Source organism: Acidovorax sp. KPB24-03 (assembly GCF_057546605.1).
Map to the genome: position 1 here is coordinate 1 of NZ_BAAJYR010000038.1, position 23,831 is coordinate 23,831.

A 23,831-nucleotide genomic window follows, 5' to 3' on the forward strand; every position below is an offset into this window, starting at 1 on the left:
CGGCCTGCGCAGCGGGGGCGCTGGCATCGGACGGTGGCGGGGCAGACGGCGCACCGTCGATCACCGGGGATGCGTCTCCACCGGGCTGGGCGATCGCGGGCGTGGACGCCTGCGCCGCACGGGCCGCGTCCACGGCCTCATCGGCCTGCGCTGGCACCGGCACGGCCGGTGCGGGGGCGGCCTCCTGATCATCCTCATCGCCGTATTCCGTGTGGAACGATTGCGCATCCAGCCCCTGTTCGCACAGCCAGCGCACCAGCACCGCCACGCTGCCATGGGTCACGAAAACGCGTTCGGCCCCGGTGGCCCCGATCGCCCGCTGCAGGCCGGGCCAGTCCGCATGGTCCGACATCACGAACCCCCGGTCAACGCCCCGGCGGCGGCGCGTGCCGCGCAGCTGCATCCAGCCGCTGGCGAATGCATCAGCATGGCGGGCGAAGCGGCGCATCCAGGGCGTGCCCTGGGCGGACGGCGGGGCCAGGACCAGCGCGGTCTTGAGCATTTGCGCATCCACCCCCGGGTCGGTCACGCGAAAGGTGGGCGGCAGGTCCACGCCGGCCGCGCGGTACACCGCATTGAGCGGCTCCACTGCGCCATGCACCACGATGGGCCCGATGCTGCGGTCCACGCCGTGCAGGATGCGCTGCGCCTTGCCGAAGGCATAGCACAGCAGCACCGAGGGCCGGCCCTGCGCGGCATTGGCGCGCCACCAGGCATCGATGTCGGCGAACAGCACCAGCTGCGTGGGCCAGCGGTAGATGGGCAGGCCGAAAGTGGATTCGGTGATGAAGGTGTCGCAGCGCACCGGCTCGAACGGGGTGCAGGTGCCGTCGGCCTCGGTCTTGTAGTCGCCGGAGGCGACCCACACCCGCCCGCCGTGCTCCAGCCGCACCTGGGCGGAGCCGAGCACATGGCCGGCGGGGTGCAGCGACAGGCGCACGCCGTGGTGTTCGATGGCCTCGCCATAGGCCAGCGTCTGCAAGGCGATGTCGGCGCCCAGCCGGGCCCGCAGGACGCCCTCGCTGTCGGTGTGGGCAAGGTAATGGGCGTGGCCCATGCGCGCATGGTCCGAATGGCCGTGCGTGATGACCGCCCGCTCCACCGGCCGCCAGGGGTCGATGTAGAAATCGCCCGCGGTGCAGTACAGGCCTTCGGGGCGCGCGACGATCAGATCGACGTCACCGCGCGCCATGTCCGGTGTCTTTCGCGAAAGGGGAGAAGCGCCTACGGGCGACCTGTCTGACCCCGTCGCCCAATGCGCCGTGCGTAGAAGGAAGTGCTGTGTGCGCTTGCATGCCGAATGCTATCGCCCACCCCTCTTTCGCCCGGGTGCGGAACGCCGCATGCCCGTGTCAGCCGGCGCCTACCGTGCGGGTGGCGCCCCGGCCGCCCGCCCCGAGCCCGCCTGCACGGCCCTTGTTGCCTCATTCATCGCGGCCATGAAAAAAGCCGCCCGAGGGCGGCTTTGTCGCAGACGGCAGGCAAGGCCGTCGTTCGGTCAGCGCTTTTGACGGAACTTGCGCAACGCAGCGATCTGCGCGGCCATCACGGCCAGTTCCGATTGCGCCTTGGCCAGGTCGAGTTCGCTCTTGGCGTTCTTGACGGCTTCTTCGGCCGCGGCCTTGGCCTGGTTGGCCTTCTCGTCATCCAGGTCCTTGCCGCGCACCGCGGTATCGGACAGCACCGTCACGCGGTGGGGCTGCACTTCCAGAATGCCACCGGCCACGAAGACGAACTCTTCGCCGCCATCGGCCATCTCGATGCGCACCGAGCCGGGCTTGATGCGCGTGATCAGCGGAGTGTGGCGAGGGTAGATGCCCAATTCACCGGCTTCGCCGGGCAGAGCGACGAACCGCGCTTCGCCGGAGAAGATGGACTCTTCGGCGCTGACGACATCGACGTGAATGGTGTTCATGGGGTTCCTTCCAAAAGTCGGGAAAGCTGGAAATCGGCAGTCTGTCCGTTAGGCGCGCCGCAGGTGCCTGGAAGCACCCGCACGGCACGCTCACCCGTGGCAGGCCGCCGATCGCGCCGCCTTACGCGACCTTCTTGGCCTTTTCGAAGGCTTCGTCGATCGTGCCGACCATGTAGAACGCCTGCTCGGGCAGGTGATCGCACTCGCCGGCCACGATCATCTTGAAACCACGGATGGTTTCGGACAGGGGCACGTACTTGCCGGGCGAGCCCGTGAACACTTCGGCCACGTGGAACGGCTGCGACAGGAAACGCTGGATCTTCCGGGCGCGGGCCACGGCCAGCTTGTCCTCGGGAGCCAGTTCGTCCATGCCCAGAATGGCGATGATGTCGCGCAGTTCCTTGTAGCGCTGCAGCGTGCCTTGCACACCGCGGGCCACCGCATAGTGCTCTTCGCCCACGACTTGCGGGTCGAGTTGGCGGCTGGTGGAGTCCAGCGGGTCCACGGCAGGGTAGATACCCAGCGAAGCGATGTCACGCGACAGCACCACGGTGGAGTCCAAGTGGGCGAACGTCGTGGCGGGCGATGGGTCGGTCAAGTCATCCGCTGGCACGTACACGGCCTGGATGGAGGTGATCGAGCCCACCTTGGTGGAGGTGATGCGCTCTTGCAGGCGGCCCATTTCTTCGGCCAGCGTGGGCTGGTAGCCCACGGCGGAGGGCATGCGGCCCAGCAGGGCGGACACTTCGGTACCGGCCAGCGTGTAGCGGTAGATGTTGTCCACGAAGAACAGCACGTCGCGGCCTTCGTCGCGGAACGACTCGGCGATCGTCAGGCCGGTCAGCGCGACACGCAGGCGGTTGCCTGGGGGCTCGTTCATCTGGCCGTAGACCATGGCCACCTTGGACTCTTCGAGCTTCTCGAGATTCACCACGCCGGAATCGGCCATCTCGTGATAGAAGTCGTTCCCTTCACGGGTCCGCTCGCCCACCCCTGCAAACACCGACAGACCGCTGTGGGCCTTGGCGATGTTGTTGATGAGTTCCATCATGTTCACGGTCTTGCCCACGCCGGCGCCGCCGAACAGGCCCACCTTGCCGCCCTTGGCGAACGGGCACACCAGGTCGATCACCTTGATGCCGGTTTCCAGCAGCTCCTGCGAAGGCGACAGTTCGTCGTACGCGGGGGCCTTGCGGTGGATGGAGGCCGTGAGGTCCTGGCTGACCGGACCGCGCTCGTCGATGGGCGCGCCCAGCACGTCCATGATGCGGCCCAGGGTCGCCTTGCCCACGGGCACGGTGATGGGGTTGCCGGTGTTGGTCACCACGATGCCGCGGCGCAGGCCATCGGACGAGCCCAGGGCGATGGTGCGCACAATGCCGTCACCCAGCTGCTGCTGCACTTCCAGCGTCAGGGTGGAACCGTCGAGCTTCAGGGCGTCGTAAATCTTGGGCATCTGGTCGCGCGGGAACTCCACGTCCACCACGGCGCCGATACATTGAACAATCTTGCCTTGCACTTGAGCCATTTTTTGCTCCAAATAAATGTGGGTTGAGCTGTCTGTTTACACAGCAGCAGCGCCGGACACGATTTCCGAAAGCTCTTTCGTGATCGCTGCCTGGCGCGTTTTTGTTGTAGACCAGCTTCAACTCGCCGATGACGCTGCCTGCGTTGTCGGTGGCAGCCTTCATGGCCACCATGCGCGCGGACTGCTCGGAGGCCATGTTTTCTGCCACGGCCTGGTAGATCAGGGATTCGACATAGCGCAGCAGCAGCTCGTCGATGACGCTCTGCGCATCGGGCTCATAGATGTAGTCCCAGCCGTGCTCCGTCTTCTCCGCTTCCATCTGCGAGGAAGACAGGGGGAGCAGACGCTCCACCACCGACTCCTGCCGCATGGTGTTGATGAACTTGGTGTACCCCAGGTACACCGCGTTGATCTTGCCTTCGGCATAAGCGTCGAGCAGCACCTTCACGGGGCCGATCAGCTTGTCCAGATGCGGGGTGTCGCCCAGACCGGTGACATGCGAAACCACCTTGGCACCGACGCGGTTCAGGAAACCCAGGCCCTTGTTGCCAATGGCCACGGCCTCGGTGGACACGCCAGCAGACTGCAACTCGCGCAGCTTGGTGGTCACGGCACGCAACACGTTGGTGTTCATGCCGCCACACAGGCCCTTGTCGGTCGTCACCACGATGACACCGGCCACCTTGGCATCGTTTTCCTTCATGAAAGGATGAACGTACTCCGGATTGGCCTTGCCGAGGTTGGCGGCGATGTTGCGGATCTTCTCGCTGTAAGGACGGGCCGAGCGCATCCGCTCTTGCGCCTTGCGCATCTTGGACGCGGCCACCATTTCCATGGCCTTGGTGATCTTCTTGGTGTTTTCCACCGATTTGATCTTGCCGCGTATTTCCTTGCCTGCTGCCATGATGATTCCTCGTTCGGTTTAGGCGAACGACTTCTTGAACGCGCCGATGGCGGCGGTCAATTCGGCTTCAGCGTCCTTGTCCATGGCCTTCGCCTGTTCCAGCTTGGCCAGCAGAGGGCCGTGGCTGGACTTCAGGAACTGGTGCAGGCCGTGTTCGAACTCGAGCACCTTCTTGACTTCGATGTCGTCCATGAAGCCCTTGTTCACCGCGAACAGCGTCGCACCCATCAACGAGATGGGCAGCGGGCTGTACTGGGCTTGCTTGAGCAGTTCGGTCACGCGGGCACCGCGGTCCAGCTGCTTGCGGGTGGCTTCGTCCAGGTCGGAAGCGAACTGCGCGAACGCAGCCAGTTCCCGGTACTGGGCCAGGTCGGTACGGATACCGCCGGACAGGCTCTTGATGATCTTGGTCTGGGCCGCACCACCGACGCGCGACACGGAAATACCGGCGTTGATAGCGGGGCGGATACCGGCGTTGAACAGGCTGGTTTCCAGGAAGATCTGGCCGTCCGTGATCGAGATCACGTTGGTCGGAACGAAGGCGGACACGTCGCCGGCCTGCGTTTCGATGATCGGCAGTGCGGTCAGCGAACCGGTCTTGCCCTTGACTTCACCCTTGGTGAAGGCTTCGACGTAGTCGGCGTTCACGCGGGCGGCACGCTCCAGCAGGCGGCTGTGGAGATAGAACACGTCGCCGGGGTAGGCTTCGCGGCCTGGCGGGCGGCGCAGCAGCAGCGAAACCTGGCGGTAGGCCACGGCTTGCTTGGACAGGTCGTCATAGACGATCAGCGCGTCTTCGCCGCGGTCGCGGAAGTACTCGCCCATCGTGCAGCCGGAGTAGGCCGACACGTATTGCATGGCGGCGGACTCGGAAGCCGAAGCGGCCACCACGATCGTGTATTCCATCGCGCCGGCTTGCTCAAGCGAGCGCACGACGTTCTTGATGGACGATGCCTTCTGGCCGATGGCGACGTAGATACACGTCACGCCCTGGCCCTTCTGGGCAATGATGGCGTCGATGGCGACGGCCGTCTTGCCGGTCTGGCGGTCACCGATAATCAGCTCGCGCTGGCCACGGCCCACGGGCACCATGGAGTCGATGGACTTCAGGCCGGTCTGCAGGGGCTGGTCCACCGATTTACGGGCGATCACGCCCGGAGCGACCTTTTCGATCACGTCGGTGAGCTTGGCGTTGATGGGACCCTTGCCGTCGATCGGCTGGCCCAGCGCGTTCACCACGCGGCCCACGAGTTCGGGGCCCACGGGCACTTCCAGAATGCGGCCCGTGCACTTGACGGTGTCGCCTTCGGAGATGTGCTCGTACTCGCCCAGAATCACGGCGCCGACGGAGTCGCGCTCGAGGTTCAGCGCCAGGCCGTAGGAAGGCGCACCGTCCTTGTTGGCGGGGAACTCCAGCATTTCGCCCTGCATCACGTCGGACAGGCCGTGCACGCGCACGATACCGTCGGACACGGACACCACGGTGCCCTGGTTGCGGATGTCGCTGCTGGCTGCCAGACCTTCGATGCGGCTCTTGATCAGTTCAGAAATTTCTGCGGGATTGAGTTGCATGACTCTTTCCTTCTTTCTTTGGTTAGCCGAGACCTCAAGCCGCTTACGCAGTGAGGGCCGCTTTCATTTGTTCCAGACGGGCTTTGACGGAGGTGTCGAGCACCTCGTCTCCCACGACTACGCGAACGCCGCCGATCAGGGATTCGTCCACCTGTACCGAGACATTCAGCTTGCGGCCGAAGCGCTTTTCAAGCACCGCGTCCAGGCCGGCCAACGCGGCGGCGTCCAGCGCAAAAGCACTGAATACCACGGCATCGGAAGAGCCGTTGCGCCGATTCACCAGCGCGCGGAACTGGGCCGCCACCTCGGGAAGCGCGTCCACACGGCCGTTCTCGATGATGACACGCAGGAAGTTGCGGGCTGCCTCGGGCAGCGCGCCACGAACCACGCCCGTGATGACGTCGAACACCTGTTCGGAGGTCACCTTGGGGTTGTCCGCCAGTTGGCGCAGCTGAGGATTGGCGGCAATCGCCGCCACTTCTTCCACCCAGGCCACGGTGCCGTTCAGGTCGGCACCCGGCTGGGACGTGCTGGCCTTGAACAGGGCTTCCGCGTAAGGGCGGGCAATGGTGGCGAGTTCTGCCATGTGCGCGCTCCTTACAGCTCGGTCTTCAGGCGGTTCAGCAGGTCGGCGTGGACGCCAGCATTGACTTCCTTGCGGAGAATCTGCTCGGCGCCCTTGACGGCCAGCGCAGCGACCTGCTCGCGCAGGGCTTCACGGGCCTGGATCGACTGCTGCTCGGCATCTGCGCGGGCAGCGGCGACGATCTTGTTGCCTTCCTCGGTCGCACGGGCCTTGGCCTCGTCGATGATGGCCTGAGCGCGGCGCTCGGCGTCCGCAATACGCGATGCCGTTTCGTTGCGCGTCTGGGCCAGTTCCTTCTCGACGCGCTGGTTCACAGCGGTCAATTCGGATTTGGCACGGTCGGCGGCAGCGAGGCCATCGGCGATTTTCTGGGCTCGCTCGTCCAGTGCCTTCGCGATCGGGGGCCACACGAACTTCATCGTGAACAGCACCAGGATCAGAAAGACGATGGCCTGAACGAACAGGGTCGCGTTGATACTCACGGCAACACCTTTCTAGTTGGGCGTTGAACGGAGCTTAGGCCAGGACGAAGGGGTTGGCGAAAGCGAACAGCAGAGCGATGGCCACGCCGATCAGGAAGGCGGCGTCGATCAGACCGGCCAAGATGAACATCTTGGTTTGCAGTTCATTGATCAGCTCAGGCTGGCGAGCGGACGCTTCGAGGTACTTGCCACCCATCAGTGCGATGCCGATCGAAGCGCCGATAGCGCCGAGACCCACGATCAGACCACAAGCCAGAGCGACGAGACCGAGAACGTTTTCCATGATGACTCCTAGGATGAAAAGAAAGGAAGGTTGAAAAAGAAAGGGAAAGGATCAGTGAGCTTCATGCGCCTGGCCGAGATAGATCAGCGCAAGCATCATGAAAATGAAGGCCTGCAGGGTGATCACCAGGATGTGGAAGATCGCCCAGATCGAGCCTGCAATGATGTGCCCCAGAGGGAGCAACACACCGGAAAGCGACATGGCAGCAGCACCGCCCATTAGGGCAATCAGCATGAACACCAACTCACCAGCGTACATGTTGCCGAACAGCCGCATGCCATGCGACACGGTCTTGGCAATGTATTCAATGATCTGCATGAGCAGATTGACCACGCCCAGGATCAGGGCGAAGACGGGATTCTTGCTGGTGCCGAACGGCGCGGTGACCAGCTCATGCGCCCAGCCGCCCATGCCCTTGATCTTCACGCTGTAGTACAGGCAAAGCACCAGCACTGCGAACGACAGACCGAGGGTGGTGGAGAGATCGGCGGTGGGCACCACGCGCAGGTAGGCATGGTGCGGATCATGGCCGGCGGCACCGTAGATCTGGGCCCAGATCGCGGGCAGCAGATCGACCGGCAGCATGTCCATGGCATTCATCAGGAAGATCCAGACGAACACGGTCAGCGCCAGGGGAGCGATGAACTTGCGGCTTTCGGCGTTGTGGATGTTGGCCTTGGCCTGGTTGTCCACCATCTCGACCAGGATCTCCACTGCAGCCTGGAAGCGACCCGGCACGCCGGAGGTGGCCGTGCGGGCGGCACGCCAGAAGACAAAAAGTGCGATGAAACCGAGAACCAAACCCACGATCACGGAATCGAAGTTCACCACGGAGAAATCGACAATGGACTTCTGCTTGATGTTCTGGAGATGCTGCAAGTGGTGAACGATGTATTCACTGGCAGTCGGTGCATGCGCTTCTGCGGCCATCGGACAACTCTTCTATCAATATCAATCGGTTTTTCGGACACCGGGCCGCACCATGAGGGCGATCCAGTACGTTTTCATCGTCACTACCATGCCGGCCAGCAATGCCAGCCAACTCAGCCCCGGAACCAGCCGGGGCGCCGCCGCCAGCATGGCAACGGTCATTGCAATCTTGACCAACTCCCACCCGAACAGGCCAGCCATCGCACCTCCCGCAGAAGTTTGATGCCGGGCCATGCCCCGCGCGAACAAGGCCGCGGGAATCACCACCGCCAGTGCGCCATACCCCGTGGACCAAGCCACAGTGGGCTTGCCGGAAACCAGCCATGCCACCAGGGCAGCCAGTGCTCCGAAGAACGCCTGACCCCAGACGATTCGCCACACGGAGATCCGCGGATGCCGGAGGCGCCACTGCGCAGCCTCTTCGGCTGACAGGGGCTTGAAGTCGGAATCTTCAGCCTCAGTTTCGTGGTCGGGAGCGTTTGTTTTCATTGAGGAATGACGCCCACTTTACAGACCGAAACTTTCACAAAGCCCCTGATTATAAGTAAAAACCACTTTCATCCGGCAATGACCTCTCAGGCCGGTATGAAAGTGTGCGCACGCGCGCTCCGTTGTGGTGACCGGCCAACGTGAACCGCCCTATCGCGGTGCAGACTTCGGCCGAAAGATTGCCGGCCCCGAACCCGTTCAAAATGGCACAAAGCCCGCCGTTTATAGACCATCGCCATGACACAGCCCCCTTCCGTGCTCCCATCAGACGTCCCGTCCGCGACCGATCCCCGCAAGGATTCGCTCATCGAGTACCCCTCGTCGTTCCCCATCAAGGTCATGGGCCAGAAAGTGGATGGATTCGTCCACGCGGTGACGGAACTGGCGCACCGCTTCGACCCGACCTTCGACGCGTCGACCATCGAACTGCGCGACAGCCGCGCCGGCAACTACCTAGGCGTCACCATCACGATCACAGCCACCAGCCGCGAACAACTCGATGACCTGTACCGGGCGCTGTCCTCGCATCCGATGGTCAAGGTGGTGCTCTAAATCCCATGGAGATTCGCCACCTGGGCCTCGTGGACTATCGGGAGACGCTGCAGGGCATGCAGGCTTTCACGCAGGAGCGTACGTCCCAGACTCCCGATGCGCTGTGGATCTGCCAGCACCCGCCCCTCTACACGCAGGGGCTGGCCGGCAAGGCCGACCATGTGCTGGCCTCTGGCGACATTCCCATCGTCGCCACCAATCGGGGCGGGCAGGTGACTTTCCATGGCCCGGGGCAGGTCGTGGCCTATCCGTTGCTGGATCTGCAGCGCGCCGGTTATTTCGTCAAGGAATACGTCTACCGCATCGAGGAAGCGGTGATCCGGACGCTGGCCCATTTCGGCATCACCGGGCACCGCGTGGGCGGGGCCCCGGGCATCTACGTGCGCCTGGATGACCCGGGAGGCCATGCCCAACTGCCACAGCGGCCACGCAAGGCCGAGGGTCTGCCAGCCACGCAAGCCCATGACGCCCCTGACTTCACCGGGCTGGGCAAGATTGCCGCATTGGGCATCAAGGTGTCGCGCCATTGCACCTACCACGGCGTGGCACTCAACGTGGACATGGACCTGGAACCCTTCTCGCGCATCAACCCTTGTGGCTACGCAGGGTTGCAAACGGTGGACCTTTCTACAATCGGGGTCCACACCACCTGGGAAGAAGCCGCCGAAGTGCTGAGCCAGCAGCTCGCCATTCGCCTGGCCCCCTGACCACTACCCTGCCATGAGCACTCCTGAAGTCGTGCGCGAAGCGCAAACCACCGCTGCCTACAACCCGCTGGCCAAGCAGAAGGCAGCCGCCAAGCTGTCGCGCATTCCGATCAAGGTCGAGCAAGGCGAAGTGCTCAAGAAGCCCGAGTGGATACGGGTGAAGGCGGGCAGCCCTACCACGCGCTTCTACGAGATCAAGGACATCCTGCGCGAGAACAAGCTGCACACGGTGTGCGAGGAAGCCAGTTGCCCCAACATTGGCGAATGCTTCGGCAAGGGAACGGCCACGTTCATGATCATGGGCGACAAGTGCACGCGCCGCTGCCCGTTCTGCGACGTGGGGCATGGCCGGCCCGACCCGCTGGACAAGGACGAGCCGCTGAACCTGGCCAAGACCATCGCACAGCTGCGGCTGAAGTACGTGGTGATCACCAGTGTGGACCGCGACGATCTGCGCGATGGCGGCAGCGGGCACTTCGTGGAGTGCATCCAGCACATCCGCACGCTCTCCCCCACCACCCAGATCGAGATCCTCGTGCCAGACTTCCGCGGGCGGGATGACCGCGCGCTGGAGATCCTCAAGGCCGCGCCACCCGACGTGATGAACCACAACCTGGAGACGGCGCCACGCCTGTACAAGGAAGCCCGGCCCGGCAGCGACTACCAGTTCAGCCTGAACCTGCTCAAGAAATTCAAGGCACTGCACCCTGGTGTTCCGACCAAGAGCGGCATCATGGTGGGCCTGGGCGAGACGGACGAGGAGATCCTCCAGGTCATGGCCGACATGCGCGCGCATGACATCGATATGCTGACCATCGGCCAGTACCTCTCGCCCTCCAACAGCCATCTGCCGGTGCGCCGCTATGTGCACCCGGACACGTTCAAGATGTTTGAGGAAAAGGCCTACGAAATGGGTTTCAGCCACGCGGCGGTGGGTGCGATGGTTCGCTCCAGCTACCACGCAGACCAGCAGGCGCACGCGGCCGGCGTGTAGCGCCCGGGCCGGGTTGCCGCAGGGAACGGGAGGCTCCTCCCGGTCGAACCCTGCAAATCAGGACGTTGCGGGCGGTTCTGTGGTCGATGCACTGACGGTGAAGCCGATGCGCGTGAACTGCGCCGTGCTGCTGGCAAAGGTTTTTCCGCCATGCATTCGCGCAATGGCGTCCACGATGGCCAATCCCAGGCCGTGATGCTGGTCCGAACCATCGCGTGCCGATGCTGCCCGGAAAAAGCGTTCGAACAGCCTGCTGAGCGCCTCTGGCGCAATACCAGGTCCCTGATTTTCAACGGCGATCTCCGCGCCGTCGCGCCATGGTCGGATGGCCACAACAATGGTGGAGTCCTTCGCCGCAAAGCGGATGGCATTGCCCAACAGGTTGGACAGGGCACGGCGCACCAGCGGCACGTCCACCGCTGCGGTGGCGTCGCCCACGACAGTGGCCCGCAATCCAGCCTCCTCCAGCGAGGCTTCATGGAACTCCAGCACGGCGCAGGCTTGCTCTGCAAGGCGGGCCGGCTGCCGTGAGCGCAAGGACTCTCCACGATCGGCCCGCGACAGAAACAACATGTCGGCCACGATGCCCGAGAGCCGCCGGATCTCTTCCAGGTTCGACACCAACAGCGACTGCATGTCCTGGGCGGAGCGGGGGCGGGCCAGTTCGACCTCCGCCGAGGCAATGAGGTTCGCCAGGGGCGTGCGCAACTCGTGGGCCACATCGGCATTGAAGGCCTTGGACTGCGAATAGGCCTGTTCGACCCGGGCCATGAGCGCATTGAATTGCGCGATCCAGGGGCGAAGCTCCTGGGCAAATTCGAGGGGATCGATGGGTGCACTGGCAGCGTCCGGCGTGATGCGGGCGGTTCGCTCCGCCAACTTGTGCAGCGGCCGAAGGCCATGGCGCACGAGCAGCGTCCCCGTCAGCGAGACCAGCAGCGTGCCCAGCACCACGGCCAAGGCCAGCGTCCCGCCCAGCCGGCGCAGAAGGCGCGCGTCCTGCGTGGTGTCGATGCCAATGCGCACGTTGAAGGGGGAGCCGCTGTCGTGCGGCGCCACCCGGTGATCGGCCCAGACCCATTCGCCCGAAGTGGCCGGGGTAGAGCTGAACAACTGCGCGCCATCGCGGCCGATGGACACGCTCACGTTGCCATGGGAGGAAAAGTAATCTTCCAGCTTGTGCTGCAAGGACAGCGCCCCGCCCCCTTGGCTGCGCTCGTTCAGCAGATGGGATACCAGTCGCGCCTGCTGGTCCAGTTCTTCCTGTGCCTTCTGTCGAAAATTCCACGCCGTGACGACATAGACGGAGACGCAGAGCACGCTGAGGCCAATCAGCGTCTGCAGGGCCAGCCAAACGGACAGCCGACGCTGTATCGATGACGGGAAAGGACTCATGGCGGTTCCCGATCCTCCAAGACGTAACCCATTCCGCGCACCGTGTGCAAGAGCCGTCGCGCAAACGGATCGTCCAGCTTGCTGCGCAGGCGTCGCACGGCCACCTCCACCACATTGGTTTCGCTGTCGAAGTGCATGTCCCACACTTGTTCGGCGAGCGTCGTTCGAGAGAGCACGCGCCCCTGGCGGCGCATCAGCAAGGCGAGCAAGGCGAACTCCTTGGCGGTCAGGTCGATCCGCACGCCTTCACGATGGCATTTGCGTGCAACCAGATCAAGCTCCAGGTCGGCCAGCTTCAGCACGGTATGCTCCTGCAGCGGCCCCCTGCGCTGCAGGGCCTGCACCCGCGCCAGCAGTTCGGAGAACGCGAAGGGCTTGACCAGATAGTCGTCGGCGCCCTGCTGCAGGCCCCTGACGCGATCCTCGACCTGATCGCGGGCCGTGACCATCAATACGGGCACGTCCTTGCCCTGCCGAATGGCGGCCAGCACGCCGAAACCATCCACCCCGGGCAGCATCACGTCGAGCAGGATGACCGAGTAATCGCCCTGCGTGGCGAGGTACCGGCCCTGGATGCCGTCCCTGGCAATGTCGACTACGTAGCCGTTTTCTTCCAAGCCTTTTTTGACGTAATCGCCCAGCTTGGGCTCGTCTTCGATGACCAGTATGCGCATCGGGCCATCGTATCGCCCGGGGACCGATTGAAAGATGACGAATTCGTCATCTTGCCGTCGGTGAATCGGCCGACTGGGTTTTTACAGTGACTTCACGCCGGCACAACGTTCGGCTGCATCCCGGTCCGGCGGTTCGGGCCGGATGCCCAACCCAGGAGATTGACCATGACCCGTTCCCCCGCCGTTTTTCTGTTCGCCGCCATGTCGGCTGCATGGGTGCCCTTGAGCGCTTCGGCGGCCAGCACCTTGCACAGCGCGCCCACCGAAGCCGGCTACACCGTGCATCCGCAGCATGCCACCCAGGCAAAGTCGCAGGCGCAGGTCCTGTCGGAGCTGGCCAACGCCCGCACCGACGGCACCCTGGTGGCCATGCAGTGGGGCCTGGAGGTGCCCCGCAAGGAGGCCAATGCCCCGAGCGCGCTGACACGCGAGCAAGTGCGCCTGGAGGCCGAGCGCGCCGCCAAGGGCAACCTGCTGCGCTATGGCGACCATTGAGCCTGCCTCCGCACCCATGCCAATGCAAGGCGCCTGTCCACCCGGAGACTTTGGGCAATGCCCAGCCCCGTGCCAGGCCCTTGCGGCCCACCGATATACTGCCGCCCGATGCGCCGCTGGCTGATGATCCTTTTGCTTTTCGCGATGCCGTTCCAGCTGAGCTGGGCGGCCGCCGCAGGCTATTGCCAGCACGAAAGCCATGCCAGCGCCTCGCATTTCGGGCACCACGAACACCACCACGTCGCCGCCACCAGTGCGTCGGCACAAGACACCGATACGCCCTCGGACCCCTTGCCGGGAGGTCCGGACAATGATTGCCTGACCTGCCACACCTGCACGGTGCAGCCCCTGGCCCATACCGCCAACGTAGCGGCCACGGCCGGGCCCGCCGCGCGCCCCGCGCCCTTCACCGAGTCCTATCGCTCCCACGTGGGAGGCATTCCCACGCGCCCTGCCTGGCCAGCGCTCGCCTGATTCGGCGAGAGACACGGCACGGGCTTCCCTCTTTGATCACAGCCCTTCGCTGAGAACTCTCGCCGAATTCATCCGCCCGTTGTTGTTGCAACCCAGGAGAATTCGATGCACAGGCATTTTGTGTCGCTGGCCGCCATGGCTTTCGCGGCATTTCCGGTCTTTTCGCACAGCCAGACCACCCCACTTCCCCCCTCGTCCACGGTGCAGCCACGCACCGTGGAATCGTCCGAGCCCTTGAGCCTTGCCACCGCGGTGGCACTGGCATGGCAGAACAATCCCGACCTGTCTGCCGTGGCGCGTGCGCGCGATGCGGCGGGTGCTGCCATCCGGCAGGCGGGCGCACGGCCCAATCCTGTGCTGGAGACCACGGTGGAGGACCTGCGGCAGGAACGCCGCACGACGACCGTGCAGATCAGCCAGCCGATCGAGCTGGGCGGCAAGCGAGCCGCCCGCATCACAGCCGCCGAGCGGGCGCGGGACCAGGCCGCCGCCGCCGCCCTGGCACGCCGATCAGAGCTTCGCGCGGGCGTGATCACCGCCTTCTTCGAAGTCCTGGCCGCGCAGGAGCGCGTCCGCCTGGCCCAGGACTCGGTCACGCTGGCACAGCGGGCGGTGCATGCCGCGGCCAACCGGGTGGCTGCCGGCAAGGTCTCGCCACTGGAGGAAACGAAGGCCAAGGTGGCCGAGTCCGGCGTGCAGGTGGAGCGTTTGCAGGCCGAGGGCGCCCTGCGAACCGCAAGGCAGCAATTGGCCGCGCTGTGGGGCAATCCGAAGCCCGCCTTCGCCCATGCCGTGGGACAGCTCGATGCCTTGCCCACCCCACCGTCCAGCCTGGAGATCGAGCAGCGGATGCATGGCGCACCCTCTTTGGTTCAGGCACGGCTGGAAGTTGATCGGCGCAGTGCGCTGACAGCCCTGGAGCAGGCCAAGCGGGTGCCTGACATCGCAGTGACGCTGGGCAGCAAGCGAAGCCCCGACGTGGGCGGAAACCAGTGGGTGGTGGGCGTGTCCATTCCCCTGCCCATTTTCGACACCAACCAGGGCAACCTGGCCGAAGCGTTGAGCCGCGAGGAGCAGGCACGCGACGAACTGCTGTCCACCGAACTGCGCACGGCCTCCGAAGCGGCGGCGGCATTGGAGACCCTCCATGCGTCGCGCATCGAGGCCGAAACACTGCAGCGCGACGCCCTTCCCGGCGCGGAGAGCGCCTACCAGGCCGCGACCAAAGGGTTCGAACTGGGCAAGTTCAGTTTTCTGGAAGCCCTCGATGCGCAGCGCACGCTGCTGCAGGTGCGCACGCAGACGCTGCGCGCCCTGGCCGCCGCGCACCGCGCCGCCAGCGACCTGGACCGCTTGCTGGGGCACGCCGGCGACGACCTGCCCTCCCCCATTTCATTTGCCCGCTGAAAGTCCACCATGAACCAACGACTGAACCCATCGACCGGCAAAGCCGGCAAGCGCCAATGGTGGGTGGTGACCGCCATCCTGGTGGTCACGCTGATCGCCGGCGCCCTGATCCTGCGGGGCAGCCCCGCCGCCTCCCCGGGCGGCCATGCCGAGGCAGATGGCCATGCGTCCCACGCGGAGGAAACGTCCCATGGCTCCCCCGGTGAGAACAGCGCCAGCCAGGATGCCCATGCAGAGGAGGAAGCGGCCAAAGGACCACATGGGGGCCAGCGCTTCACGGAAGACGGCTTCAGCCTCGAGGCAAAAGTGTCGGAAGACGGCGGCGCCCCGCATCTCGCAGTCTGGCTTTCCGAGCAAGGCAAGCCGGTGAAAGCGGATGCCGCCCAGTTGTCCGCCACGCTGACGCGACCGGGAGGGGAACGGGAAACACTGTCGTTCACCGCCGATGGCGAGGGATTGAAGAGCGTACAGGCCATCGAGGAGCCGCATGTGTTCGAGATCGTCCTCTCCATCCAGAAGGATGCCGTGCACACACCTTCACGCTGCAGCAGGCAGAAGGAAAAATTCCCCTGACGGAGGCGCAGGCCAAGGCCGCCGGCATAGCGATCGACACCGCGGGCCCGGCGCGCATCCGTGCCACGCTGCAGTTGCCAGGCGAAATCAAATTCAACGAGGACCGCACGGCCCACGTGGTGCCGCGGCTGGCGGGCGTGGTGGAAAGCGTCTCGGCCCAGCTCGGACAACAGGTCCGCAAGGGGCAGGTGCTGGCCGTGCTGTCGAGCCCGGCGCTGTCGGAGCAGCGCAGCGAACTGCAGACCGCACAGCGCCGGGCCGAACTGGCCCGGACCACGTACGAGCGCGAGAAGAAGCTGTGGGAGGAAAAAATCGCGCCGGAGCAGGACTACCTGCAGGCGCAGCAGTCTCTGCGCGAAGCGCAGATCGCGGTCGCCAATGCACAGCAGAAGCTCTCTGCCATCGGTGCCACGCCTGCCGCATCGGCCCTGGGCCGCTATGAACTGCGCGCACCCTTCGACGGCATGGTGGTCGAAAAGCACCTGTCGCTGGGCGAGTCCGTGAAGGAGGACGCCAATGTCTTCACCCTATCCGACCTGTCCACCGTGTGGGCCGAAATCAGCGTGGCCGCGCAACACTTGCCGTTGGTGCGCGTGGGCGAACGGGTGACCGTGCGCTCCACCGCGTTCGATGCGAAGGCGGAGGGCGAGGTCTCCTATGTCGGCGCCCTGATCGGCGCGCAGACGCGCATGGCCACGGCCCGCGTGGCGGTGGCGAATCCCCAGAAGGTCTGGCGGCCCGGATTGTTCGTGGAGGTCGAATTGGTGTCGTCCGAAGCGACACCGCCGGTCACCGTGCGAACCGATGCGGTGCAGACCGTCGATGACAAGACCATGGTCTTCATCCGGGCCGAAGGCGGCTTCATTGCCCAGGCGGTGCAACTGGGCCGCACGGATGGCCAGCGGGTCGAGATCGTCAAAGGGTTGGCAGCCGGTACGGCCTATGCCGCGGCAGGCAGCTTCGTCGTGAAATCCCAGCAGGGCAAGAGCTCGGCGTCGCACTCGCACTGAAGGTGGACCATGTTTGAACGTGTCATTCAGTTTTCCATCGCGCAGCGCTGGCTCGTGATGCTGGCCGTGCTCGGCATGGCAGCCCTGGGCCTCTACAGCTACCAGAAGCTGCCCATCGATGCCGTGCCGGACATCACCAACGTCCAGGTGCAGATCAACACCGCGGCGCCCGGCTACTCCCCCCTGGAAGTGGAGCAGCGCGTGAGCTTTCCCGTCGAGACCGTCATGGCGGGGCTGCCCGGGCTGCAGCAGACCCGCTCGCTGTCACGCTACGGGCTGTCGCAGGTGACCGTGATCTTCCAGGACGGCACCGACATCTACTTCGCGCGGCAACTCGTGAACGAGCGCATCCAGTCGGCCCGCGGCCAGATGCCGGAGGGCGTTCACCCGGTCATCGGCCCCATATCGACAGGCCTGGGGGAAATCTACCTTTGGACGGTGGAAGCCCAGGACGGGGCCCGCAAGCCGGACGGACAACCCTACACCTCCACGGACCTGCGCGAGATCCAGGACTGGATCATCAAGCCGCAACTGCGCAACGTACCTGGCGTGACCGAGATCAATTCGATCGGTGGGTATGCCAAGGAGTACCAGATCGCACCCAGCCCCGACAAGCTGCTGGCGCATGGCCTCACGATGGGGGATCTGGTCACCGCGCTCGAACGCAACAACGCGAACGTGGGAGCCGGGTACATCGAGCGCCGCGGTGAGCAGTACCTGATTCGCGCTCCCGGGCAGGTGCAGTCGATGGACGACCTGCGCAACGTCATCCTCGGCAATGCGGGCGGCGTGCCGCTGCGCGTCAGGGATGTGGCCGAGGTCGGGCTGGGCAAGGAACTGCGCACCGGCGCCGCCACCGACAACGGTCGCGAGGTCGTGCTGGGCACGGTGTTCATGCTCATCGGCGAGAACAGCCGCACGGTCTCCCAGGCCGTGGACCGCAAGATGAAGGAAATCAACGGGACCCTGCCCGCCGGCGTTCATGCGGTGACGGTGTACGACCGCACGGTGCTCGTGGACAAGGCCATCGCCACCGTGAAGAAGAACCTCTTCGAGGGCGCGGTGCTGGTGATCGTGATCCTGTTCCTCTTCCTGGGGAACATCCGCGCGGCGTTGATCACGGCCATGGTCATCCCGCTGTCGATGCTGTTCACCTTCACCGGCATGGTGAACCAGAAGGTCAGTGCCAACCTGATGAGCCTGGGTGCGCTGGATTTCGGCATCATCATCGACGGCGCGGTGGTGATCGTGGAGAACTGCGTGCGGCGCCTGGCCCACGCACAGCAGCACAAGGGCCGGCCGCTGACGCGGGCGGAGCGTTTTCACGAGGTGTTCGCTGCGTCGCAGGAAGCACGGCGGCCGCTGCTGTTCGGCCAACTCATCATCATGATCGTGTACCTGCCGATCTTCGCGCTCACGGGGGTGGAGGGCAAGCTGTTCCATCCGATGGCGTTCACGGTGGTCATCGCGCTGGTCGGTGCGATGGTGCTGTCGGTCACCTTCATTCCTGCCGCCGTCGCGCTGTTCATCGGCAAGACGGTGGGCGAGAAGGAAAACCGGCTCATGGGCTGGGCCCGCCGCGCCTACGCGCCGCTGCTGGACCGCGCCATGGGCGCCAAGCCTGTGGTCATCGCACTGGCACTCGCGGCCGTGCTGCTGTCCGGCCTGCTGGCAACGCGCCTGGGCACCGAGTTCGCGCCCAGCCTGGGCGAGGGCGATTTCGCCATGCAGGCGTTGCGCATTCCCGGCACCAGCCTGTCGCAGTCGGTGGCGATGCAGCAGCAGCTGGAGAGCACGCTGAAGGCGAAGTTTCCCGAGATCGAGCGGGTTTTTGCCCGCACCGGAACGGCCGAGATCGCGTCGGACCCGATGCCGCCCAACATCTCGGATGCCTACATCATGCTCAAGCCGCAGGACACTTGGCCTGCACCGGCCCGGTCGCGCGAACAGCTCCTTGCGGCCATCCAGGCCGAGGTGGAGCAACTGCCGGGCAACAACTACGAGTTCTCGCAGCCCATCCAGTTGCGGTTCAATGAACTCATCTCCGGCGTGCGCAGCGATGTGGCGGTGAAGATCTTCGGCGACGACATGGCCGTGCTCGACCAGACCGCCCAGAAGGTCGCCGAAGTGCTCAACCGAATCGATGGGGCCACCGAGGTCAAGGTGGAGCAGACGAGCGGCCTGCCGGTGCTGACGGTGAACATCGACCGCGCCAAGACCGCCCGCTACGGACTGAATGTGGGCGATGTCCAGGAGGCCGTGTCGATTGCCGTGGGCGGGCGCGAGGCCGGCACCCTTTTCGAAGGCGACCGGCGCTTCGGCATCCTCGTGCGGCTGCCCGAGCACATCCGGACCGACCTGGAGGCCATCCAGCGGCTGCCGGTCGCACTGCCTCGCAGCGGCGACGCCGCAGACGCCCGCGCCCGCTTCATCCCGCTGAGCGAAGTGGCCACGCTGCAGTTGGCACCGGGCCCCAACCAGGTCAGCCGGGAGGACGGAAAACGCCGCATCGTCGTGAGTGCCAACGTGCGGGGCCGGGACCTGGGCTCCTTCGTGGCCGAAGCGGAACAGGCCATGCAGGCGGTCCAGATCCCGGCGGGCTACTGGACCGCGTGGGGCGGCCAGTATGAAAACCTGCAGTCGGCCACCCAACGCCTGCAGGTGGTCGTGCCGGTCGCGCTGCTGCTGGTCTTCACGCTGCTGTTCGCCATGTTCGGCAATGTGAAGGACGGGCTGGTCGTGTTCACCGGCATCCCGTTCGCCCTCACCGGCGGCATCGTGGCACTGTGGCTGCGCGACATCCCGATTTCGATCTCGGCCGCGGTCGGATTCATCGCGCTGTCGGGCGTCGCCGTGCTGAACGGGCTGGTGATGATCTCCTTCATCCGCGGCCTGCGCGAAGGCGGCATGCCGCTGGACGCCGCCATCCGGGAGGGGGCGCTCACCCGATTGCGGCCCGTGCTCATGACGGCGCTGGTGGCATCGCTGGGCTTCGTTCCCATGGCCATTGCCACCGGCACCGGAGCGGAGGTGCAGCGGCCGCTGGCGACGGTGGTCATCGGCGGCATCCTGTCCTCGACCGCGCTCACGCTGCTGGTGCTGCCGCTGCTGTACCGGATCGTGCACCGGCGCAGCGAAGAAGAGGTTGCCCAAGCCGCCGCCCACTTGCCGTCTGCGGCCTGAGCACGCCCGCCTGCCGGCCTCTGCGGGCCGGCGGGCCTCGCTCAGTTCACCGTCAGCTTGCCGGGGCCTGCGTTGGACAGCACTTTCGCCTTGACGCTCGAGGCGGCGTCCAGGGTGTATCCGCCCGCATAAGGAATGGTCCAGCCCGCCGCAGCAAAGCCGCATTGGGCTGCGAGACCGAGCGCAGCGCCGTTGAGCAGCGACCCGGTATCGCGGATGGCGCCCGTCTTGGAAGCCGCACCAGGGTTCTTCACCACATCGGCGCAGGTGGCCGCGCCGGGCACTTCGAACACGTTGTTCTCCGAGAGGATCTGCGCCTTGTAGCCCACGCCCAGGCTGTAGTTGTGCTTGTAGGGCGCGTCCGATTTGCTGCCGGTGTAGTAGTTGTTGTACACGTGGACCCTGCCGTAGCGCACGCGAGGCGCGCGCTCCACGACCTGGCTGTAGAGGTTGTGGTGGAAGGTCACCGTGAGATGGCCCTCCTCGTCGGTGCTGCTGTCCGAGGCGCCCACCAGATGGGTTTTGTCGTGCCGGTCGAACACGTTGTTGGACACCGTCACGTAGTCGCTCGCGTGGATCACGTCCAGCGCACCGTCGTGGCATTGCTGGGGCTGGCCCTTTTCGATGGGTGCCTGATCGTCGGTGACGGGCGCATCGGTGAACCGGTTGTGGTCCACCCAGATGCGTTGCGAACTGTAGATCGTGACCGCATCGAAGTCGGAGTTCCACCGCCCCTCGCCGCTGCTCCAGACCGGCGACAGATCGCAGGGAGCGACGATGGTCAGATTGCGCAGGATGACGTTGGAAATCCGCTTCATCAGGATCGAGGCGTTGACGATCCGGGCATCGCTTCCGGCCCCGATCAACGTGGTGTTGCTCGGAATCGTGATGAGGTTGCGCGCAGCCTGATCGGCCCGGCTGGTGAAAGGCCCTCCGTTGTCCGCGGCGGCCATGTCGATGGTGCCATACACCACGATGATTTTCGGTTGGGCACCGCCCGCGCTGAGCGCGGCATTCAACTGGGATGGCGAACTGACCTTGCTCAGGTACTTCGCCGTGGCGCCCGCGCCGCCCGTGGTGCCGCCGCCCTGGCTGGCCCAGCCGTCGGGCGGTGCCGTGTCGGTGGTGTTGTCGGCATGTGCCGCGCCGGAAAGCGCGGCGATCAAGAGCGCAGCGAGAGAGCGTTGAATCACGATGGAGTCCTTTAGATCGGAAAAACAGAGCGCCACGAACCCCGGCCCCTCTGGCGCGGGGACGGCCATTCACCCGTGACTGTGGCAACGTGCAGCACTGTCTCCGTCGCACCGACCCGAAGCACCTGCCGGACAGGCGAACTCAGCCCATGGATACGGGGCTCACACCGCGAGCCGATACCCCACGCCGGTCTCGGTCAACAGATGGCGGGGCTGGGCCGGGTCGGCCTCCAGCTTCTGGCGCAGGTGGCCCATGTAGATGCGCAGGTAGTGGTTCTGGTCCGAACGCATGGGCCCCATACCTCGCGCAGCAGCTGCCGCTGCGTGATCACGCGGCCCGCATTGGCCACCAGCACGGACAGCATGCGGTACTCGGTGGGCGTGAGGTGCACCTCGGCATGGCCGCGCCGAACCACCCGGGCGTTCCGGTCCACCTCGATGTCGCCGAAGCGGAACACGGGCTCCTCGGCCACCGGGGTGAGCCCGTTGCCGCTGGCGGCGCGCGGGCGGCGCAGGTTGGCGCGCACACGCGCCAGCAGTTCGCCGGTGCCGAACGGCTTGGTGAGGTAGTCGTCGGCGCCCGCATCCAGGGCCGCGATCTTGTCGGCCTCGTCGGTGCGGGCCGACAGCACGATGATGGGCACCGCCGACCAGCTGCGCACATCGCGGATTAGGCCCACGCCATCGCCATCGGGCAGCCCCAGATCGAGCACCAGCAGGTCCGGCTGCCGCGTGCCGGCGGCCGACAGCCCCTCGCGCAGCGTGGCCGCCTCATGCACCTGCCAACCCTCGGCTTCGAGCGCACTGCGCACGAAGCGGCGGATCTGCGGCTCGTCCTCGATCACGATCACCGTTCGCAAGGCCAGGGTCATGGCGTTTCCGGCGCGCCGGGCTCCAAGGGTTCGTCCAGGGGAAGGGGGGGCTCGTCGCGCCGCGGCAGGATCACGGTGAACTCCGCCCCGCCGCGCTCGGCGCTGGCGGCGGAGATGTCGCCGCCGTGCGCCTGCACCACCGCCTTGCAGATGGCCAGCCCCAGGCCCACGCCGGGCGTGGCCGACTCCGACTGGCCACGCGTGAATTTCTCGAACAGCGTGTGCTCCTGCCCTCGCAGCGCCACCGGCAGGCCCGGCCCATGGTCGCGCACGGCCAGCCGCAGCGTGGTGGGCGTGGTGCTGGCGGACACCTCGATGGGCGGCGCGCCGTATTTGGCGGCGTTTTCCAGCAGGTTGACCAGCACCCGCTCGATGAGCACGGCATCGAATTCCACCAAAGGGAGGTCCGCCGGCAGGTGCGTGACCACCGGCAAGCGCCCCAGCGCAGGGCGTGCTGCCCGGATCGCTGTGCCCACCACCTCCTCGACCGACTGCCAGTCGCGCCGCAGGTTCACGCTGCCGCCGGCAATGCCGCTCTCCAGCCGTGCCATGTCGAGCAGGTTGCTCACCAGCGCGTGCAGCTGATGGGCCTGCGCCACGATGGCGCGGCCGGCCTCGGCCTGGTCTTCGGCCGACTGCGCGGGCAGCGACTCCGCCAGCGCGATCAGCGCGGTGAGCGGGGTGCGCACGTCGTGCGAAATGGCGCCCAGCAGGGCATTGCGCAGGCGCTCCGACTCCATGTCCACCACCGCGCGCTGCGCCACGTCCACGTAGTGCACCCGCTCCAGGGCGATGGCGATCTGCCGGGCCAGCGTATCGAGCTGCTGTGCCTGCTCGGGAATCAGCAGCCAGCGCGGCTGTGCAGGCTCCAGCGCCAGCACGCCCCGCACGCGCATGGGCGCGGTGAGCGGCACGTAGCGCCAGGTCTGCGCGGCCAGTGTGGCCGTGGCCAGGCCGGCGCTCTGGCCCTGGCGCAGCGTCCAGTCGGCCACGTTCGCGTCGAATCCGGGCGGCAGCCCCTCGGGCATGGCCAGGCGGTCGCTCTCATCCAGCGCGAGCACCGCCGCACGCCCTCCGAAATGCTTTTGCACCGCGGCAGCACCGATGGCGGTGATCTGCTCCACCTGCAGCGCTGCGGACAGTTCGCGCGTGAGGTCGAACAACGACTGCGCGCGCCGCTCGCGGCTCGCCGACACGCCCGCCGCGAAGCGCAGCCCCGCGGTGAGCTGCCCCACCAGCAGCCCCACCATGAGCATGACCCCGAAGGTGACGAGGTACTGCACGTCGCTCACGGCGAACGACATGCGCGGCGAAACGAAGAAGAAATCGAACGCCAGTACGTTGACCAGCGCCGCGAGGGCCGCAGGCGCCCGGCCGAACCGCATGGCCACGCCCACCACCCCGAGCAGGTACAGCATGACAATGTTGGCCAGTTCGAACACCCCGGACAGCAGGTGGGTGAGCAGGGTGACGGCCACGCTCACGGCCAGCGACCACACGAAGCCCGGCCAGCGGGCCGGCTGGCGCTCCTCGCTGTCGAGCGCATCGGTGCCGGCCCGCCCCCAGTCCGCCTGCGCCAGGCGCCGCGAACTGCCGGCGCGCCCGGCCTCCAC

21 protein-coding genes and 3 pseudogenes are annotated in these 23,831 nt (G+C 65.8%); 9 read left to right on the forward strand and 15 right to left on the reverse strand.

Annotation, left to right across the window (positions count from 1 at the left end; translation table 11 throughout):
• The 10 genes and pseudogenes from AC27KI_RS07505 to AC27KI_RS07550 form a co-directional block, all read right to left on the reverse strand.
• The coding region (locus AC27KI_RS07505; RefSeq protein WP_487113252.1) for a ligase-associated DNA damage response exonuclease at nt 1-1,192 on the reverse strand (1,192 nt) is incomplete at its 3' end.
• A 306-nt stretch (nt 1,193-1,498) separates the two neighbouring features.
• Nucleotides 1,499-1,915: a F0F1 ATP synthase subunit epsilon gene (locus tag AC27KI_RS07510; RefSeq protein ID WP_092745245.1), complete on the reverse strand. Its 417-nt coding sequence runs from the start codon at nt 1,913-1,915 to the stop codon at nt 1,499-1,501.
• 121 nt (nt 1,916-2,036) lie between these two features.
• Complete coding sequence (gene atpD / locus AC27KI_RS07515; protein ID WP_272565773.1) at nt 2,037-3,443, reverse strand: F0F1 ATP synthase subunit beta; 1,407 nt, start codon at nt 3,441-3,443, stop codon at nt 2,037-2,039.
• Between the two features lie 36 nt (nt 3,444-3,479).
• Nucleotides 3,480-4,347 (reverse strand): annotated as a pseudogene (gene atpG / locus AC27KI_RS07520) (F0F1 ATP synthase subunit gamma).
• An 18-nt stretch (nt 4,348-4,365) separates the two neighbouring features.
• Nucleotides 4,366-5,919: a F0F1 ATP synthase subunit alpha gene (gene atpA, locus AC27KI_RS07525; protein ID WP_272565775.1), complete on the reverse strand. Its 1,554-nt coding sequence runs from the start codon at nt 5,917-5,919 to the stop codon at nt 4,366-4,368.
• Nucleotides 5,920-5,962: 43 nt separating this feature from the next.
• On the reverse strand, nt 5,963-6,505 hold the full coding sequence (locus AC27KI_RS07530) for a F0F1 ATP synthase subunit delta (RefSeq protein WP_272565778.1): 543 nt from the start codon (nt 6,503-6,505) through the stop codon (nt 5,963-5,965).
• A gap of 11 nt (nt 6,506-6,516) precedes the next feature.
• Entirely contained in the window at nt 6,517-6,987 is a 471-nt protein-coding gene (locus tag AC27KI_RS07535) for a F0F1 ATP synthase subunit B (RefSeq protein WP_272565779.1), read from the reverse strand.
• 34 nt (nt 6,988-7,021) lie between these two features.
• The gene (atpE, locus tag AC27KI_RS07540) at nt 7,022-7,270 is read right to left on the reverse strand and encodes a F0F1 ATP synthase subunit C (protein ID WP_092745139.1); all 249 of its coding nucleotides are present in this window, start codon (nt 7,268-7,270) and stop codon (nt 7,022-7,024) included.
• A gap of 51 nt (nt 7,271-7,321) precedes the next feature.
• Nucleotides 7,322-8,200 (reverse strand): F0F1 ATP synthase subunit A, encoded by an 879-nt coding sequence (gene atpB, locus AC27KI_RS07545; RefSeq protein WP_487089161.1) that lies wholly within the window; start codon nt 8,198-8,200, stop codon nt 7,322-7,324.
• 21 nt (nt 8,201-8,221) lie between these two features.
• On the reverse strand, nt 8,222-8,689 hold the full coding sequence (locus AC27KI_RS07550) for an ATP synthase subunit I (RefSeq protein ID WP_487113255.1): 468 nt from the start codon (nt 8,687-8,689) through the stop codon (nt 8,222-8,224).
• Between the two features lie 237 nt (nt 8,690-8,926).
• On the opposite strand from AC27KI_RS07550, the gene AC27KI_RS07555 reads away from it, so the two are divergent.
• The 3 genes from AC27KI_RS07555 to lipA are packed head-to-tail and all read left to right on the forward strand — an operon-like array spanning nt 8,927 to nt 10,942.
• On the forward strand, nt 8,927-9,241 hold the full coding sequence (locus tag AC27KI_RS07555; protein WP_317353625.1) for a YbeD family protein: 315 nt from the start codon (nt 8,927-8,929) through the stop codon (nt 9,239-9,241).
• 5 nt (nt 9,242-9,246) lie between these two features.
• The gene (gene lipB / locus AC27KI_RS07560) at nt 9,247-9,948 is read left to right on the forward strand and encodes a lipoyl(octanoyl) transferase LipB (protein ID WP_284430975.1); all 702 of its coding nucleotides are present in this window, start codon (nt 9,247-9,249) and stop codon (nt 9,946-9,948) included.
• Between the two features lie 13 nt (nt 9,949-9,961).
• Nucleotides 9,962-10,942 carry a lipoyl synthase gene (gene lipA / locus AC27KI_RS07565; protein WP_272565787.1) on the forward strand — a complete coding sequence of 327 codons (981 nt, stop codon included), beginning with the start codon at nt 9,962-9,964 and terminating at the stop codon, nt 10,940-10,942.
• A 57-nt stretch (nt 10,943-10,999) separates the two neighbouring features.
• Here the strand turns inward: lipA and AC27KI_RS07570 are convergent, their stop codons facing one another.
• Together AC27KI_RS07570 and AC27KI_RS07575 are read right to left on the reverse strand one after the other, a co-directional pair.
• Entirely contained in the window at nt 11,000-12,337 is a 1,338-nt protein-coding gene (locus AC27KI_RS07570; protein ID WP_487113257.1) for a heavy metal sensor histidine kinase, read from the reverse strand.
• Entirely contained in the window at nt 12,334-13,011 is a 678-nt protein-coding gene (locus tag AC27KI_RS07575) for a heavy metal response regulator transcription factor (protein WP_284430972.1), read from the reverse strand. Before AC27KI_RS07575 ends, AC27KI_RS07570 begins: the two co-directional genes overlap by 4 nt.
• Nucleotides 13,012-13,176: 165 nt before the next feature.
• Here AC27KI_RS07575 and AC27KI_RS07580 point away from each other — a divergent pair, with 165 nt between their 5' ends.
• From AC27KI_RS07580 to AC27KI_RS07605, 6 genes and pseudogenes are all read left to right on the forward strand, one after another.
• Nucleotides 13,177-13,506: a DUF4148 domain-containing protein gene (locus tag AC27KI_RS07580; protein ID WP_487113259.1), complete on the forward strand. Its 330-nt coding sequence runs from the start codon at nt 13,177-13,179 to the stop codon at nt 13,504-13,506.
• Nucleotides 13,507-13,614: 108 nt separating this feature from the next.
• Nucleotides 13,615-13,980: a cation efflux protein, CzcI family gene (czcI, locus tag AC27KI_RS07585; RefSeq protein ID WP_487089157.1), complete on the forward strand. Its 366-nt coding sequence runs from the start codon at nt 13,615-13,617 to the stop codon at nt 13,978-13,980.
• A 105-nt stretch (nt 13,981-14,085) separates the two neighbouring features.
• Nucleotides 14,086-15,387, forward strand: coding sequence for a TolC family protein (locus AC27KI_RS07590; RefSeq protein WP_487113261.1), 1,302 nt, complete (start codon nt 14,086-14,088; stop codon nt 15,385-15,387).
• 9 nt (nt 15,388-15,396) lie between these two features.
• On the forward strand, nt 15,397-15,960 hold the full coding sequence (locus AC27KI_RS07595; protein ID WP_487113263.1) for a hypothetical protein: 564 nt from the start codon (nt 15,397-15,399) through the stop codon (nt 15,958-15,960).
• A pseudogene (locus AC27KI_RS07600) lies at nt 15,942-16,970 on the forward strand (efflux RND transporter periplasmic adaptor subunit); the annotation flags it as partial. The gene AC27KI_RS07595 and the pseudogene AC27KI_RS07600, both read left to right, overlap by 19 nt.
• A gap of 9 nt (nt 16,971-16,979) precedes the next feature.
• Nucleotides 16,980-20,153, forward strand: a complete 3,174-nt coding sequence (locus AC27KI_RS07605) for a CusA/CzcA family heavy metal efflux RND transporter (RefSeq protein ID WP_487113265.1) — start codon at nt 16,980-16,982, stop codon at nt 20,151-20,153.
• Nucleotides 20,154-20,194: 41 nt separating this feature from the next.
• On the opposite strand, the gene AC27KI_RS07610 is transcribed toward AC27KI_RS07605, so the two are convergent.
• The 3 genes and pseudogenes from AC27KI_RS07610 to AC27KI_RS07620 all read right to left on the reverse strand — a co-directional run.
• Nucleotides 20,195-21,346: a pectate lyase family protein gene (locus AC27KI_RS07610; protein WP_487089153.1), complete on the reverse strand. Its 1,152-nt coding sequence runs from the start codon at nt 21,344-21,346 to the stop codon at nt 20,195-20,197.
• 162 nt (nt 21,347-21,508) lie between these two features.
• A pseudogene (kdpE, locus tag AC27KI_RS07615) lies at nt 21,509-22,218 on the reverse strand (two-component system response regulator KdpE).
• A partial coding sequence (locus tag AC27KI_RS07620) for a DUF4118 domain-containing protein (RefSeq protein WP_487113267.1) occupies nt 22,215-23,831 on the reverse strand: 1,617 nt, incomplete at its 5' end. The pseudogene kdpE and the gene AC27KI_RS07620, both read right to left, overlap by 4 nt.